Source organism: Pseudomonas kulmbachensis (assembly GCF_963681935.1).
In the GTDB taxonomy this organism is placed as follows: domain Bacteria; phylum Pseudomonadota; class Gammaproteobacteria; order Pseudomonadales; family Pseudomonadaceae; genus Aquipseudomonas; species Aquipseudomonas kulmbachensis.
Genome location: NZ_OY817088.1, coordinates 845861 through 859225 on the forward strand (window position 1 = coordinate 845861; position 13365 = coordinate 859225).

General features: G+C 56.9%; 13 protein-coding genes and 5 tRNA genes. 9 read left to right on the top strand and 9 right to left on the bottom strand.

Annotation, left to right across the window (positions count from 1 at the left end):
* The first annotated feature begins 100 nt into the window (after positions 1–100).
* The 4 genes from U5A05_RS04040 (at position 101) to U5A05_RS04055 (ending at position 515) form a co-directional block, all read left to right on the top strand.
* Positions 101–176 (top strand) — tRNA-Asn (locus U5A05_RS04040).
* A 9-nt stretch (positions 177–185) separates the two neighbouring features.
* Positions 186–262 (top strand) — tRNA-Pro (locus tag U5A05_RS04045).
* Between the two features lie 5 nt (positions 263–267).
* Positions 268–343 (top strand) — tRNA-Lys (locus tag U5A05_RS04050).
* Between the two features lie 95 nt (positions 344–438).
* Positions 439–515: transfer RNA gene (locus tag U5A05_RS04055), tRNA-Pro, on the top strand.
* A gap of 210 nt (positions 516–725) precedes the next feature.
* On the opposite strand, the gene U5A05_RS04060 is transcribed toward U5A05_RS04055, so the two are convergent.
* On the bottom strand, positions 726–2300 hold the full coding sequence (locus tag U5A05_RS04060; protein WP_261740919.1) for an APC family permease: 1575 nt from the start codon (positions 2298–2300) through the stop codon (positions 726–728).
* Positions 2301–2325: 25 nt separating this feature from the next.
* Positions 2326–3270, bottom strand: a complete 945-nt coding sequence (gene glsA, locus U5A05_RS04065) for a glutaminase A (RefSeq protein WP_261740920.1) — start codon at positions 3268–3270, stop codon at positions 2326–2328.
* Between the two features lie 171 nt (positions 3271–3441).
* Here glsA and gad point away from each other — a divergent pair, with 171 nt between their 5' ends.
* Positions 3442–4839, top strand: a complete 1398-nt coding sequence (gene gad, locus U5A05_RS04070) for a glutamate decarboxylase (protein ID WP_261740921.1) — start codon at positions 3442–3444, stop codon at positions 4837–4839.
* A 112-nt stretch (positions 4840–4951) separates the two neighbouring features.
* Here gad and U5A05_RS04075 read toward each other — a convergent pair whose 3' ends face one another.
* The 3 genes from U5A05_RS04075 to U5A05_RS04085 all read right to left on the bottom strand — a co-directional run bounded on the left by U5A05_RS04075 (position 4952) and on the right by U5A05_RS04085 (position 7212).
* Positions 4952–6253, bottom strand: coding sequence for an NAD(P)/FAD-dependent oxidoreductase (locus U5A05_RS04075; protein WP_321835814.1), 1302 nt, complete (start codon positions 6251–6253; stop codon positions 4952–4954).
* A gap of 65 nt (positions 6254–6318) precedes the next feature.
* Positions 6319–6492, bottom strand: a complete 174-nt coding sequence (locus tag U5A05_RS04080; protein ID WP_261740923.1) for a DUF3094 domain-containing protein — start codon at positions 6490–6492, stop codon at positions 6319–6321.
* A 90-nt stretch (positions 6493–6582) separates the two neighbouring features.
* Complete coding sequence (locus tag U5A05_RS04085) at positions 6583–7212, bottom strand: DUF1780 domain-containing protein (RefSeq protein ID WP_261740924.1); 630 nt, start codon at positions 7210–7212, stop codon at positions 6583–6585.
* A 109-nt stretch (positions 7213–7321) separates the two neighbouring features.
* Between U5A05_RS04085 and U5A05_RS04090 the strand changes: the two genes are divergently transcribed.
* Complete coding sequence (locus U5A05_RS04090) at positions 7322–8011, top strand: energy-coupling factor ABC transporter permease (RefSeq protein WP_261740925.1); 690 nt, start codon at positions 7322–7324, stop codon at positions 8009–8011.
* A gap of 98 nt (positions 8012–8109) precedes the next feature.
* On the opposite strand, the gene yacG is transcribed toward U5A05_RS04090, so the two are convergent.
* The 4 genes from yacG to U5A05_RS04110 are packed head-to-tail and all read right to left on the bottom strand — an operon-like array spanning position 8110 to position 11015.
* Positions 8110–8313, bottom strand: a complete 204-nt coding sequence (gene yacG / locus U5A05_RS04095; protein ID WP_261740926.1) for a DNA gyrase inhibitor YacG — start codon at positions 8311–8313, stop codon at positions 8110–8112.
* Positions 8310–8933 carry a dephospho-CoA kinase gene (coaE, locus tag U5A05_RS04100; protein ID WP_261740927.1) on the bottom strand — a complete coding sequence of 208 codons (624 nt, stop codon included), beginning with the start codon at positions 8931–8933 and terminating at the stop codon, positions 8310–8312. Before coaE ends, yacG begins: the two co-directional genes overlap by 4 nt.
* A gap of 1 nt (position 8934) precedes the next feature.
* Positions 8935–9795 carry a prepilin peptidase gene (locus U5A05_RS04105; protein ID WP_321835815.1) on the bottom strand — a complete coding sequence of 287 codons (861 nt, stop codon included), beginning with the start codon at positions 9793–9795 and terminating at the stop codon, positions 8935–8937.
* Between the two features lie 2 nt (positions 9796–9797).
* Complete coding sequence (locus U5A05_RS04110) at positions 9798–11015, bottom strand: type II secretion system F family protein (RefSeq protein WP_321835816.1); 1218 nt, start codon at positions 11013–11015, stop codon at positions 9798–9800.
* A gap of 213 nt (positions 11016–11228) precedes the next feature.
* Here U5A05_RS04110 and U5A05_RS04115 point away from each other — a divergent pair, with 213 nt between their 5' ends.
* From U5A05_RS04115 to U5A05_RS04125, 3 genes are all read left to right on the top strand, one after another.
* Positions 11229–11636 carry a pilin gene (locus U5A05_RS04115; RefSeq protein WP_321835817.1) on the top strand — a complete coding sequence of 136 codons (408 nt, stop codon included), beginning with the start codon at positions 11229–11231 and terminating at the stop codon, positions 11634–11636.
* 46 nt (positions 11637–11682) lie between these two features.
* Positions 11683–11758: transfer RNA gene (locus tag U5A05_RS04120), tRNA-Thr, on the top strand.
* A 115-nt stretch (positions 11759–11873) separates the two neighbouring features.
* A complete protein-coding gene (locus tag U5A05_RS04125) occupies positions 11874–13364 on the top strand; it encodes an AlkA N-terminal domain-containing protein (RefSeq protein ID WP_321835818.1) in 1491 nt (496 codons plus the stop codon).
* Position 13365: the final 1 nt, after the last annotated feature.

Consider the following 13365-nt stretch of genomic DNA (forward strand, 5'->3'; position numbering starts at 1 on the left):
TAGAATAGCCGACCTCAGAGACGCCAACGCAGCGATGCGAAGAACTCGAAGAGTGTTGCAAAGCAGTAAAGCAACAACGTTGTAGATTGAAATATGTAGTTCCGCGATAGCTCAGTTGGTAGAGCAAATGACTGTTAATCATTGGGTCCCTGGTTCGAGTCCAGGTCGTGGAGCCATTTTCAAGCCGGGGTATAGCGCAGTCCGGTAGCGCGCCTGCTTTGGGAGCAGGATGTCAGGAGTTCGAATCCCCTTACCCCGACCATTTTTGGGTCGTTAGCTCAGTTGGTAGAGCAGTTGGCTTTTAACCAATTGGTCGTAGGTTCGAATCCCACACGACCCACCATTTTTGGCTCCAGTTAACCCTGGAGTTAGATCTTAAGATCAGAGGCCAAAAGCACTGATCGCAGAAGGCGCCTCTTGAAGGTGCCTTTTTTTTACCGGGGTATAGCGCAGTCCGGTAGCGCGCCTGCTTTGGGAGCAGGATGTCAGGAGTTCGAATCCCCTTACCCCGACCATTTTCTGCCCAGCAGTAATGGGTGTAGAAAATAAGGTACTGATGCCAACCGCATCAGACACCATAAAAAAAGCGTCCTTCGGGACGCTTTTTTTATGCCTGCAGAAAACCAGGCCTGTAGTCGCTGGCAAGGTAAGCAGGCTGCGATGTGCATAACGCGGTTCATCTGACGAACCGCAGTGAGGCCTCGCAGCCGCGACTACAAAGGGCCTCAGCTTACGCTTGGGGCCGCTGGCGGAGCTGTAACCAGGCTTGGGCTGGTACTTGCGGCCTTGGTATCCGCATCTTGCAGATCCTGCAATGCTGCAGAATATTGATCTGACTCGGCCTTGGGCACCATCTGCCACGAAGGCTTGCGCAGCGCATAGAAGATAAACGGCGGCGTCCCTGCGACGACCAATCCCAGCAACAAAATCCCGGCATACTCAAAAAACGGCATGCTGCTGAAATTATTTGGCGGAATAAAGCCGAAAATCAGCGCCACGCACGTCGACATCAAGCCCAGATAGCACCAGCCATGCAGCCCCTTGAGCACATAGCCACGTTTTACATTGGGCTGTGTCTTGCGCAGCTTCATGGCAGCCATAAACATAAATACGTAAATGATCAGGTACATCAGCGCCGCCATCGCACTGATCATCCAGAAGGCATCCGATACGTTGTCGAGAAAGATATAGATCGTCGACAGCAGCGTGACGATCACGGCCTGCAAGTACAGAATATTTTTTTGCACCCCTTTGCTGTTCACTTCTTGCATCACGGGTGGAAGCATCCCGGCCTTGCCGACAAACAGCAGGCCTGTAGATGGCCCGGCAGTCCAGGCCAAAACCCCGCCCAAGGCGCCGATAATCAGCAGAATGGCCATGATCGGCGTTGCCCACGGCATATTGAAGCCTGCAAAGAAGGCGGCATAAGCCTGAATAACGCCAGCGGTGAGGCTGGTTGAGTCAGCGGGAACCACCAGCGAAATCGCCACGGTCGGCGGGATAAACACCAGCAGGATCATAAAGAAGGCCAAAAGAATCGCCCGCGGCATTTCTTTTTGCGGGTTGCGCAATTCACGGGCATGAATGGCGTTCATTTCGATACCTGCAAACGCCAGGAAGTTACTCACAATCAGTACCAGGCCGGTGATGGCGCCGGTAAATTCCCGCCATAAGTCCGGGTGCAGGTTGTGCGAACCGGTTCTGACCGTGGAGTGTGTATCGAAAATGGTCGGAATCAGCGCGCTCCAGGTTAACGGTGTTGCGGATTTATGCCCCAGCACTAGCCACGCCACGCCGAGCAGTACCAGCAGCGCGGCAGGCAATGCGGTGCCCAGCAGCATGAACCATGACGTCAGTTTCGACAGCGTTGTCAGGCCATTGAGGGCGACAAACGTCGATAACCAATACAGAACGATAATGACAGCAGCCGTGAATACACCACTTTTGGCCAGTTCCGGGTTGATCAGATACGCCATGGTACTGGCACCAAACCCGAGCACAATCGGGTACCAGACCACCACTTGCACCCACATGAACCACATGATGAAAAAACCCGGTCGATCACCATAGGCTTGTCTGACCCAGCCATAAATCCCGCCGTTCCAGCCGGTCCCCAGCTCAGAGGCCACCAGCGAGACCGGGATAAAAAACAGCAGTGCCGGAATGACATACAGAAATACCGAACCCAGGCCATACACGGCCATGCTCGGCAGTGAACGAATACTGGCAACGGCTGCAACCATCATGAAGCAGATGGTAAGCCACGACATGTAAGTTTTAGTTTTGTTGGCGGTAGTCATAAATGCCTCCCTGCATTTCGCGTGATTAGTGCAGCAGGCTCAGGTTGAGCGTGCGGCTGAGATATTCGGCGGCCAACTGACCGCGAACGCTATTGCCTGCCACATCCAGCGGCGGGGCGAAAGCGGCGATGGCGCAGACGCCAGGAACCACAGCCAGAATCCCGCCACCGACCCCGCTTTTACCCGGCAGGCCGACTTTGTAATACCAGTCGCCAGTGGTGTCATAGAGACCATTCAAGGTCATCTCGGAAAGGATTGGTGCCACGTTTTTGGCTGCCACAACTTGCTTGTCAGTGACCGGGTTGACGCCGCCGTTGGCCAGGGTCGCGCCCATGGTGACCAGGTCATGACAGGTAATCGACATCGAGCATTGGCGGGTGTAGACATCGCACACTTGCATGGGGTCGGCATGCATGTAGCCGTAACTTTGCAGTAGCCAGGCAATCCCGCGATTGTGTTGATTGCTGCTGGCTTCGGATTGGTAAACCTCGTCGTTGAGCATCAGTTCACGCCCGGCAAAAGCGTTGTAAGTCGCTTGTATCTGGTCCCAGCGAGCCTGCGCAGAGTCGGCCTCAAGCAGGCTGACCGTGGCCATCGCGCCTGCGTTTACGAAGGGGTTGAGCGGTCGGCCCTTGTGCAGCTCCAGGGCGATCACCGAGTTGAACGGTTCACCGGTTGGGTCGCAGCCGATCTTGCTGCGCAAGACCTGTGGCCCGACCTCATCGAGCACTCGGGCGAGGGTAAATACCTTGGAAATAGACTCTATGGCGAAGGCGTAATCGGTGTCCCCTACCTCGGCATGGGTGCCATCACAGAACATGATGCTGATGCCGAAAAGGTGGGATGGCACGGAGGCCAAGTAGGGGATATAGCTGGCATTTTTGCCGTGCTGATTGCTGGAAAACCGCAGCAGTGCTTCGTCCAACGCCTTTTTCACCGCGCTGTCGACGGTTGAAGGTTTGTGCTTCATCGTGCTCGCTCCATGAGTACTTTCAATAATCGAGACTATAGATCGGAAAACTCACAATGCCCGGAAATCGGACAGCAGACTCGAAATGCTTGTCTATGCTGGCAGGGTCAAAGCTGAGCCAGAGTTGCAAGGGCAGGCTCAAAGGTTGACCAATACTCAAGGAGAGTTCACATGGCACTGCACCGTATCAAGCGCAACAAGGACGTTGATCCCGTGTTTGGTTCTTCTGCGCTGGCTCATGCCGCTGCGATCAAACTGTTTCCGGAGGCTGAGCAAGCGCCGGGTGAGGTTTATCAACTGGTTCACGATGAGTTGTATCTGGATGGCAACTCCCGGCAGAACCTCGCGACCTTCTGCCAGACGTGGGAAGAGGACGAAGTTCACAAGCTGATGGACCTGTCGATCGACAAGAACATGATCGACAAGGACGAGTACCCGCAGTCAGCGGAGCTGGAAAACCGCTGTATCCATATGCTGGCGGACTTATGGCATTCCCCGGCGGCGGCCACCACCATCGGTACATCGACCGTTGGTTCCAGTGAAGCCTGCATGCTCGGTGGTTTGGCAGCTTTGTGGCGCTGGCGCGCCGTGCGCAAGGCGGCTGGCAAACCGACGACTACGCCGAATATGGTGTGCGGCCCGGTGCAGGTGTGCTGGCACAAATTTGCCCGTTACTGGGACGTGGAAATTCGTGAAGTGCCGATGTCTGAAGGTCATTGGTTCATGACCCCCGAGGATATGCTGGAGCGGGTCGATGAAAATACCATCGTGGTGGTGCCGACCTTTGGCCAGACTTTTACCGGGCTGTATGAAACCGTAAAACCGTTGTCTGATGCCCTGGATGATCTGCAAAAAAGCACCGGCCTGAACGTTGATCTGCATGTCGACGGCGCAAGTGGTGCGATGCTGGCACCGTTTTGTGCCCCCGATATTCTGTGGGATTTCCGAGTGCCGCGGGTCAAGTCCATCAGCACCTCCGGGCATAAGTTCGGCCTTGCCCCGCTGGGCGCGGGCTGGGTGGTTTGGCGCGACGAGAATGAGTTGCCTGAAGGGTTGGTTTTCCATGTGAATTATCTGGGGGGCGACATGCCGACTTTCGCCCTGAACTTTTCACGTCCGGCCGGACAAATCATCGCGCAGTACTACAACTTCTTGCGCCTGGGCCGTGAGGGGTATGAGCGGATCCATTCGGCGTGCTACGAAACAGCACAGTTTTTGGCGGCTGAACTGGTCAAGGTCGGGCCGTTCGAGATGCTCTATAACGGTGACCCGCAGTTGGGGATTCCAGCGCTGACCTGGCGTCTGAAGCCCGGCGTAAAAACCGGTTACTCGCTCTATGATCTGGCAGATCGGCTGCGCACACGTGGTTGGCTGGTGCCAGCGTACAGCTTGCCAGCGAATGTAGAAAAAGTGGTGGTACAGCGGATTCTGGTGAAGCAGGGCCTGTCGATCGACATGGCCAAGTTGTTGTTGGAAGACTTTGTACGGGCGATCAAATTCTTTGACGAACATCAGCCCCACGGCTTTAAAGGCCGTGAAGCCGAGTCGGGTAATCACGCCGGGCGTTGACGCCTGCCTCCTGTTGGGGCGAGCTTGCTCGCGATGCAGGCAACGCAAATCTGATGTCAAATTGCGTTGCTGCTATCGCGAGCAAGCCCGTTCCCACAGGTTTTGGTGCTCCTTAGTGCAGTTTCAGGCGCGGCTCGGTGCCGCGTCCGATTCTGCTGCCCAGCATTAGCATCAATGTGCGGAAGGTGCCGTACAGCGCCATTTGGTGCATGCGATACAGCGAAATGTAAAACATCCGCGCCAACCAGCCTTCCAACATCACGGTGCCCATCAGGCTGCCCATCAAGTTACCCACAGCCGAAAAACTCGACAGTGAAATCAGCGAGCCATAATCGCGGTACTTGTAGTCTGGAAGTTGCACTTGCCCCTCAATCCGCAGTTTCAGCGACTTGGCCAGCAGCGAAGCTTGCTGGTGGGCGGCCTGGGCGCGAGGCGGAACCAGCTTGTCGGTGCCCGGTTGTGGGCAGGCTGCGCAATCGCCAAAGGCAAAAATATTCTCATCGCGCGTGGTTTGCAGGGTAGGGCGGACCACCAGTTGGTTGATGCGGTTGGTTTCCAGCCCGGCGATTTCCTGAAGAAAGCCCGGCGCCCGAATCCCTGCCGCCCAAACTTTCAGGCTTGCAGCAATTACCTGACCATCTTTGGTAATCAAGCTATCAGCTGTTACTTCGCTGACGGCAGAATTGGTCAGCACCGTGACGCCGAGTTTTTCCAGGGTTTTATGCACAGGCCCGCCGATCCGATCCGGCAGCGCGGGTAACACCCGTGGGCCAGCCTCGATCAGGGTGATATGCATGTTTTCCGGCTTGATGCGGTCCAGTCCGTAAGCCGCCAGCTCGTGCGCGGCATTGTGCAGTTCGGCCGCCAGCTCAACCCCGGTCGCGCCCGCACCGACAATGGCGACGCTGATCTGCTCGACCTCATCGCTTTGCCCGGCATGAGCGCGCAGGTAGTGATTAAGCAATTGCTGATGGAAACGTTCGGCCTGCTTGCGGGTATCCAGGAACAGGCAATGCTCGGCTGCGCCCTTGGTGCCGAAGTCATTGGTGGTACTGCCCACAGCAATCACCAGTGTGTCGTAACTCAGCTCACGAGCAGGCACCAGCTCCTGGCCATTTTCATCGAGGGTTGCCGACAATGAGATCTTTTTCAGTTCACGATCCAGTCCGCTCATGCGCCCCAGCTGGAATTGAAAGTGATTCCACTTGGCCTGGGCGACGTAGTTGAGTTCGTCTTCCGATGAGTTCAGGGAACCTGCGGCCACTTCATGCAACAGCGGTTTCCAGATGTGGGTCAGGTTGGCATCGACCAGCGTGACGCTGGCTTTGCCGCGCTTGCCTAGAGTCTTGCCCAGGCGGGTCGCCAACTCCAGGCCGCCGGCACCGCCGCCGACGATAACAATACGATGGGTCATGGGTATCACTCACAAGGCTTAAAAAAATTCTGTGCCAGAGCGTACCCGGGCGAGCGCAACGCAGCTCATAGCGCCAGGTAACTCAGGAGGCGGCTCAAAAGGCCCATGCCGATTACCACGATCACTACCACCGCAAGGAGCAGCCAGGGCCGGAATGGTCGGCGCTCAACCTGATTTTGTGGCAGTTGCAGGTACTCTTCGACATGCTTCAGATCATCCGGGTTCAGGCGGCTGGGCATATTTTTGGCCTCGTCAAATAGACGTTGCGGGATGTGTAAAAGCTACAGCGAGATGGAAACAAGCATAGCCCGTTGGGGCTGAACACGAACTTACAGGCTGATGCCTACATCAAAAATAATGCTGCGCCCCAGGTTGTTGCGCAGAAAGTCCGGCGCATCGGGTTGTGCGAACAGCACGCGGGCAAAGGTGGGTCCTACCAGTGACAGCGAACGCCAGCCTTGGCGCAAGTACTCGGTCGGGGGCGGGAAGTGGCTGTTAAGGTCCAGCACTTCGCGCTTGAGACTGGAAAACGCAATGATGTCCAATTGCCCCAAGTCGATATCCCGCTCTTGGTAGTTCCTGGCTTTTTTGTGCAGGGTGGGACCCAGGCGCTGCAACAGTTTGCTCGCCGGGATCCGCTTGGGTCGGGCCTCGCGCCGCACCAGCTGGCTCAGGGAATAGGCGCTGCGGCGGCGCTGGAGTTCTTCACGCCATTCATCGTTCAGGCGCCGCCCCTCATCGAGCACAAAGAACACTTCAAAGCGCGCCTCGCCGAACAATACGTCGGGCGGCTCCTGGCTTGCCTGCAGAAAGTCTTCGTTGTGATAGGGAATGTTCAAGCCTTGCAGCAGGCGCTGGCAGACCCAACGCTCACGCTCCCATTTGCGGGCATTGGATAGAAAGGCGTTGGCTTGCTCGGCCTGGATGGTGAGCAGGCGTAAATAATCAGAGTCGTCCATGGATGCAGCTTAGCCTTGAAACAGGTGTTACTGAAAGTCCGGGTGTAGACTCAGGCGCATCAAACATGGAGGGTTGAGCGGTGTGGTTTAACAAGATTGGGCTGAACACATGATTGCTGCAGAGGTGTTATCCACACAGACATTGGCAATCGGCTGGTTGCTGTATGCCCCCGTAGTGTTGTGGGCGATCTGGCGAGCGCCGTGGGTTGAGCTGTTTGCCGATACGCGGCGCCAGCACCTGCTGTTTGGCACGGTGTTTTCGCTATTTTTGCTATGGCTGGTACGCCGCGACTTTGAGGGCGGCGTGTCGTATCACTTTATTGGTCTGACGGTGGTCACGCTGCTGCTCGACTGGCCGCTGGCGATTGTCGGTGCGCTGCTGGCGCAAATCGGGTTGGTGTTACTGGGGCGTCAAGACCTGGTCGCGATGGGCGTCAATGGCGTATTGCTGATTCTGTTGCCGGTTGCGGTGACCGAAGGGTGTGCGCGCATGGTCGAGCGAGCACAGCCGCGTAATCCCTTTGTGTATATCTTTTGCTCGGGCTTTTTTGCTGCGGCTCTGGCGGCATTGCTGTGCGTATTGGCAGTGCTTGGTGTGTTGTGGCTGGATGGGTTGTTTGCGATGCCGGAGTGGCTGGAGGACTTTATTGGCTACCTGTGGCTGATCATCTTTCCTGAGGCGTTTATCAACGGGATGCTGGTCACGGCACTGGTGGTGTTCTGCCCTGAATGGCTTGAAACCTTCAACCGCACCCGCTACCTGGCAGCGCCGTGGAACGATGATGGAGAAAACCGGTAGCCACTGCCGCAGGCTGCAAAGGGTTGCGAAGCAAGCCGTTTTTTGAAGGCCCTGCGGGCCTTGTCGCAGCCTGCGGCAGCGGCTACAGGATTTGGTTGTTAATGGAAGCGCTCGGTCAAATCCTCGGAAAACAAATCATCTTCAGCATCAGGGCTTACCGGAATCTTGTGCTCTTCGGATGCCCAGGCACCCAGGTCAATCAGCTTGCAGCGGTCCGAGCAAAACGGCCGGAAAGCGTTGGTGGTATCCCATTGCACGGCGGTGCCACAAGTCGGGCAGTCTACGGTCATCGGTTTGGTCATGGTCGGCCTCCACACAAAGTTAAATAAAAGTGATGCAAGCGCTCGACCTCAGTCTGCAGCGCCTTTAGATCGTTGTCATTGACCAGCACATCGTCAGCGTGGCGAAGACGATCTTCGCGGCTGGCCTGTGCCTTGAGAATGGCCTGTACCTGCTGCTCGCTGGTGTTGTCGCGCAGCAACGTGCGTTGAATTTGCAGGGCTTGCGGGGCATCGATCACCAATACACGCTGGGTTGTCGTGTATTGGCCAGATTCGATCAACAGCGGCGAGACCAAAATGGCGTAAGGCGATTGTGCCTGCGCCAGGTTGTTCGCAATTTCTTCACGAATCAGTGGGTGCAGCAGCGCTTCGAGCCATCGGCGTTGCTCGGGATCGGCAAAGATCAGGTTACGCAATACGCCGCGATTGAGCTGCCCGTCGGCTTGCAGTACCTCATCGCCAAAGTGCTCGGCAATTGTGGCCAGCGCCGGGCGTCCAGGTTCGACGACCCAGCGTGCAGCATGATCGGCGTCCACCACGTGTACGCCCAACGCGGCAAAGTGCTCGGCTGCGGCACTTTTGCCACTGCCGATACCGCCGGTCAGCCCGAGAATCCAGGGTTTGGAAGGTGGAGTCATCATGTCAAACCGAAATCGGCCAATAGAAGCTGGTTATTTGACCACCCCAGAGCAATGCAATCCAGCCGGCAATTGCCAGATACGGTGCAAAGGGAATGGCGGTGGACGTTTTGGCGCGGCGCAAAGCCAAAAGGCCCAACCCCACCAGCGCACCCAGCAGCGAAGAAAACAGGATGGTCAATGGCAGAACCGCGACCCCGCCCCAAGCCCCGAGCATGGCCAGTAACTTGAAGTCGCCATAGCCCATGCCTTCCTTGCCGGTGATCAGTTTGAATAGCCAGAACACCGACCACAGGCTTGCATAGCCTAATGCCGCGCCCCATACGGCTTGGGGCAGGCTGGTGAAAAGATCGAAACTGTTGAGCAACAACCCCAGCCAGAGCAGGGGAAACACCAGCATGTCGGGCACGATTTGATGTTTGGCATCAATCAGGCTAATGGCCAGAAGCCCCCAGGTCAGCAGGAGCATCCAGCCCGCTTGCGCACCAAAGGCGAAATGCCAGGCTACAACGCCCGACAATACGGCGCAGGCCAGTTCGGTGAAGGGGTAGCGCAGGCTGATAGCGGTTTTGCAGTGCGCGCACTTGCCCCGTAAAAAAAGATAGCTCAGCACTGGAATGTTGTCCCGCAGGCGCAATGGATGCGTGCACGCGGGGCAGTGGGAGCGAGGGTGTCTCAAGTTATACACCGGGCGCTTGGCGGGCTCGGGTAGATCCAGCAACTCGCGGGCCTGAGACTGCCAGTCCTGTTCGAGCATTTTCGGCAAACGCCACGCCAGGACATTGATAAAGCTGCCCGCCAACAAGCCCAATAGTAGGGCACAGGCAATGAATGCATCAGGATGAAAATTGGAGAAATCAATCATGCTCAGATCACTTGGCCCAGTTTGAAAATCGGTAAATACATGGCGATTACCAGCCCGCCCACCATGATCCCAAGTACCACCATGATTGCGGGCTCCATCAAGGTTGTGAGGCTATCCACCAGAGTGTCGACCTCGCTTTCATAATAGGTGGCTACGTGGTCAAGCATGTCGTCCAGTGTGCCGGATTCTTCGCCAATTGCTGTCATTTGAATCGCCATGCCAGGGAACACCCCGGTAGCACCCATGGCCACATGGATCTGGCTGCCCGTCGCCACCTGTTGTTTGAGCCGTAGCACCGCTTCTTTGTACAGGCTATTGCCAGTAGCGCTGGCCACAGAATTCAGCGCCTCAAGCAGTGGCACTCCGGCCGCGATGGTGGTCGACAGCGTGCGGGCGAAGCGGGCTATCGCAGACAAGTGCAACAGGTTGCCGATGACGGGCAACTTCAGTAGCCATCGATCAGCGCGCTGGCGCAGAAGGGCGGAGTGCATATAGCGATGGCGCAGACAGGCAAGCGTGACGCAAAAAAATCCCAGCAGCCACAGGCCGTGTGTTTGCAGTACCTCTGACAGGGCGATTACCCACAACGTGAACACGGGTAATTGTGCGTCGAATGAGGAAAACATGCCCTGAAATTGCGGTACCACTTCGATCAACAGAATGCTGCTCACCGCTAATGCCACCAGCAGTACGGCGATGGGGTAGGTCATGGCCTTTCTGATTTTCTTTTTCAGGGTTTCGGTTTTTTCCTTGTAGGTGGCCACCCGCAGCAGCAACACATCCAGAGCCCCAGCCAGCTCCCCTGCTTCAACGAGACTGCAAAACAGCAGGTCAAAATATGCCGGTTTTTTGCGCAGCGCAGCCGCCAGGCTGGTGCCTGCACCGATGTCCTGTTTGAGTTCGGTCACCAGTTGGCGCATTGCGCGCTGCTCGAAACCGTTGGCGATAACCTCCAGGGCTTGCAGTAGCGGGATACCGGCGTTGATCAGGGTGGCCAACTGACGGGTGAACAGGGTGATATCCACAGCACTGATGGATTTGGCGCCTGGACACTGATTGTTTGTATGGCAGCGGATTTTACTAACGGTAATACCTTGGCGGCGCAGCTGGACCCTGATCATTACGTGACTGTCTGCGGTGATTTGACCACTGATTCGAGCCCCCTTGAGATCAGTGCCCTGCCATCGATAAAGCCTGGTTTTAACGGCCTGTGTTGCCATGCTTCGATCCCTGGAACGCTGCGCGCCCGGCTGTGCTTTAAGTCTTAAAGACTAGAGGTTCCCAGCCCTGACCCGCCCGCCCGTGAGTGTCCAAAGGTGTCAGTGATGCAGTTGTGGAGCATCGGCCCACTAACCTTGATAGCCTGTGCGCACTTTTTTGGCTGCACAGCACTGCTCGGGCACCTCGTCGTGCCCCCTATTCGGAGACTCCATGTGAAACAACAAAAAGGCTTCACCCTGATCGAACTGATGATTGTGGTGGCGATCATCGGTCTGATCGCTTCGTTCGCATTTCCGGCTTACAACGACCACGTCATGAAGACCCGTTTTGCCGAGGTAAACTCAATCAGCAACACCTACAAGACGGCCGTTGCCCTGTGCTTCAGTGAGAGCAATGACTTGATGGTTTGCGATGCGGGCACCCAGGGTATCCCGGCCCCGGCTGAAGCCACTGACAATCTGGCAGCAGGCATGACCGTGATAGATGGCGTGATTACCATGGCCGGCACCCAGGCTGCAGGCGGTTGGGTCAGTGTGCTGGTGCCGACGTTGAGCAGTTCAGGCAGCACACTGACCTGGACTCAAAACGGTACATGTCTGGCCAGTGGTGCCTGTAAATAGCCATCGATTGTCGGGCTTCTCCAGCGGTGCTAGTTTTATCGGCACCGCCGGTGTAGCTCAGTCGGTAGAGCAGCGCACTCGTAACGCGTAGGTCGCAGGTTCGATTCCTGTCTCCGGCACCACTGTAAAAGCCATCCGGTATAGCTCGGGTGGCTTTTTTGTATTGACGCGAAAGCAGGCACATTGACGTCCGAAAATGGCGAGAATCGATAAAGGCGCGGTGCTATTCTGCGGCCCATGAGTACAGATAACAGCCTCACCACGCCCAGTACCGCCGCCTGCGAAATCGCTCGTCTGAGCCGCGATGCGCGTTTTGACGGGGTGTTCTTTACCGCTGTGCTCAGTACTCGCATTTACTGCCGGCCCGTGTGCCCGGCGCGAGCGCCCAAAGCCGAAAACGTGGTGTATTACCCCAGTGCGGCGGCAGCTCAGGCTCAAGGCTTTCGCCCGTGTTTGCGCTGTCGCCCGGAGCTGGCGCCGGGCAATCAACTCTGGTTGCAGGGCGAACATCTGGTATCGCGGGCGCTGAAGCTTATTAATGAAGGCTATTTGGCGGATCACTCGCTGGAAGGGCTGGCCGAGCGCATGAGTATCGGTACCCGGCAATTGCGGCGTTTGTTCGTTCAGCATCTGGGGGCGCCGCCGATGGCGGTGCACGCTACTCAGCGCCTGCTGTTTGCCAAGCAACTGCTGACCGAAACCGACCTGTCGATCACCGAAGTGGCCATGGCGTCTGGCTTTGGCAGTTTGCGCCGGTTCAATGCGGCATTTTCCGAAGCCAATCATGCCGAGCCTCGGGCATTCAGACGCAGCCCAAAGGCGCGTGTGAATAAAGCATTGGTGTTGCGCCTGGGCTATCGCCCGCCATTTGATTTCAATGCCTTGCTGGGTTTTTTACAGACCCGGGCATTGCCCGGTATCGAACAGGTCGACGCAGGCAGTTATCAGCGGGTTTTCGGACATCGTGATGCGCCCTGCTGGCTGCGGGTGAGTGCCTGGCCGGGCGGGCAGCATGCGTTGCAGCTGGAACTGTTGAACGTACCACCCAGCCAGATGTTGGGCGTGGTCACGCGGATTCGGCGGATGTTTGACCTTGATGCCGACCCGCTCGCAATTGCCCACACCTTAAGTGCCAGCCCGTTGCTGGCACCGGCCATCGAACGCTATCCGGGCCTGCGCTTGCCCGGTGGTTGGGACGGGTTTGAGGTGGCGGTACGAGCTGTGTTGGGGCAGCAAGTCAGCGTGGCTGCGGCACGCACCTTGGCCAGTCGTATTGTGCAGCGCTATGGGATTGCCATTGAAGCGGGTGCAGGTTCGGTGCTGGATCGCTTGTTCCCAGGCCCCGAGCAACTGGCAGAGGCCGATCTTGGGCAAATGGGCATTACCCAGGCACGGATCAATACGATCCAGGGGATTGCCCGCGCACTTATTGAAGGTCGCGTCGATTTCGCTGTTGAACAACCTTTAGAGCGCTTTATCAGCCGTTGGGTGCAGCTGCCCGGCATTGGCGAATGGACCGCGCATTACATTGCCATGCGCGTACTCAAGCACCCCGATGCATTCCCCGCAGCTGACTTGATCCTGCGCCGCGAAGCCAACCCCCACGGTGCACCGCTCAGCACCAAAGCGCTGCAAGCACTGGCCGAAAGCTGGCGCCCATGGCGGGCCTATTCAGTGATGTATTTATGGCGTGCAGCCACCGATGCGGCGGCTGCGCGTAAGGTATGAA

What these genes read in the sequence shown, in the direction of transcription:
- U5A05_RS04060 (WP_261740919.1), bottom strand. Translation starts at nt 2,300, where the DNA reads ATGACTACCGCCAACAAAACTAAAACTTACATGTCGTGGCTTACCATC.
- glsA (WP_261740920.1), bottom strand. Translation starts at nt 3,270, where the DNA reads ATGAAGCACAAACCTTCAACCGTCGACAGCGCGGTGAAAAAGGCGTTG.
- gad (WP_261740921.1), top strand. Translation starts at nt 3,442, where the DNA reads ATGGCACTGCACCGTATCAAGCGCAACAAGGACGTTGATCCCGTGTTT.
- U5A05_RS04075 (WP_321835814.1), bottom strand. Translation starts at nt 6,253, where the DNA reads ATGACCCATCGTATTGTTATCGTCGGCGGCGGTGCCGGCGGCCTGGAG.
- U5A05_RS04080 (WP_261740923.1), bottom strand. Translation starts at nt 6,492, where the DNA reads ATGCCCAGCCGCCTGAACCCGGATGATCTGAAGCATGTCGAAGAGTAC.
- U5A05_RS04085 (WP_261740924.1), bottom strand. Translation starts at nt 7,212, where the DNA reads ATGGACGACTCTGATTATTTACGCCTGCTCACCATCCAGGCCGAGCAA.
- U5A05_RS04090 (WP_261740925.1), top strand. Translation starts at nt 7,322, where the DNA reads ATGATTGCTGCAGAGGTGTTATCCACACAGACATTGGCAATCGGCTGG.
- yacG (WP_261740926.1), bottom strand. Translation starts at nt 8,313, where the DNA reads ATGACCAAACCGATGACCGTAGACTGCCCGACTTGTGGCACCGCCGTG.
- coaE (WP_261740927.1), bottom strand. Translation starts at nt 8,933, where the DNA reads ATGATGACTCCACCTTCCAAACCCTGGATTCTCGGGCTGACCGGCGGT.
- U5A05_RS04105 (WP_321835815.1), bottom strand. Translation starts at nt 9,795, where the DNA reads ATGATTGATTTCTCCAATTTTCATCCTGATGCATTCATTGCCTGTGCC.
- U5A05_RS04110 (WP_321835816.1), bottom strand. Translation starts at nt 11,015, where the DNA reads ATGGCAACACAGGCCGTTAAAACCAGGCTTTATCGATGGCAGGGCACT.
- U5A05_RS04125 (WP_321835818.1), top strand. Translation starts at nt 11,874, where the DNA reads ATGAGTACAGATAACAGCCTCACCACGCCCAGTACCGCCGCCTGCGAA.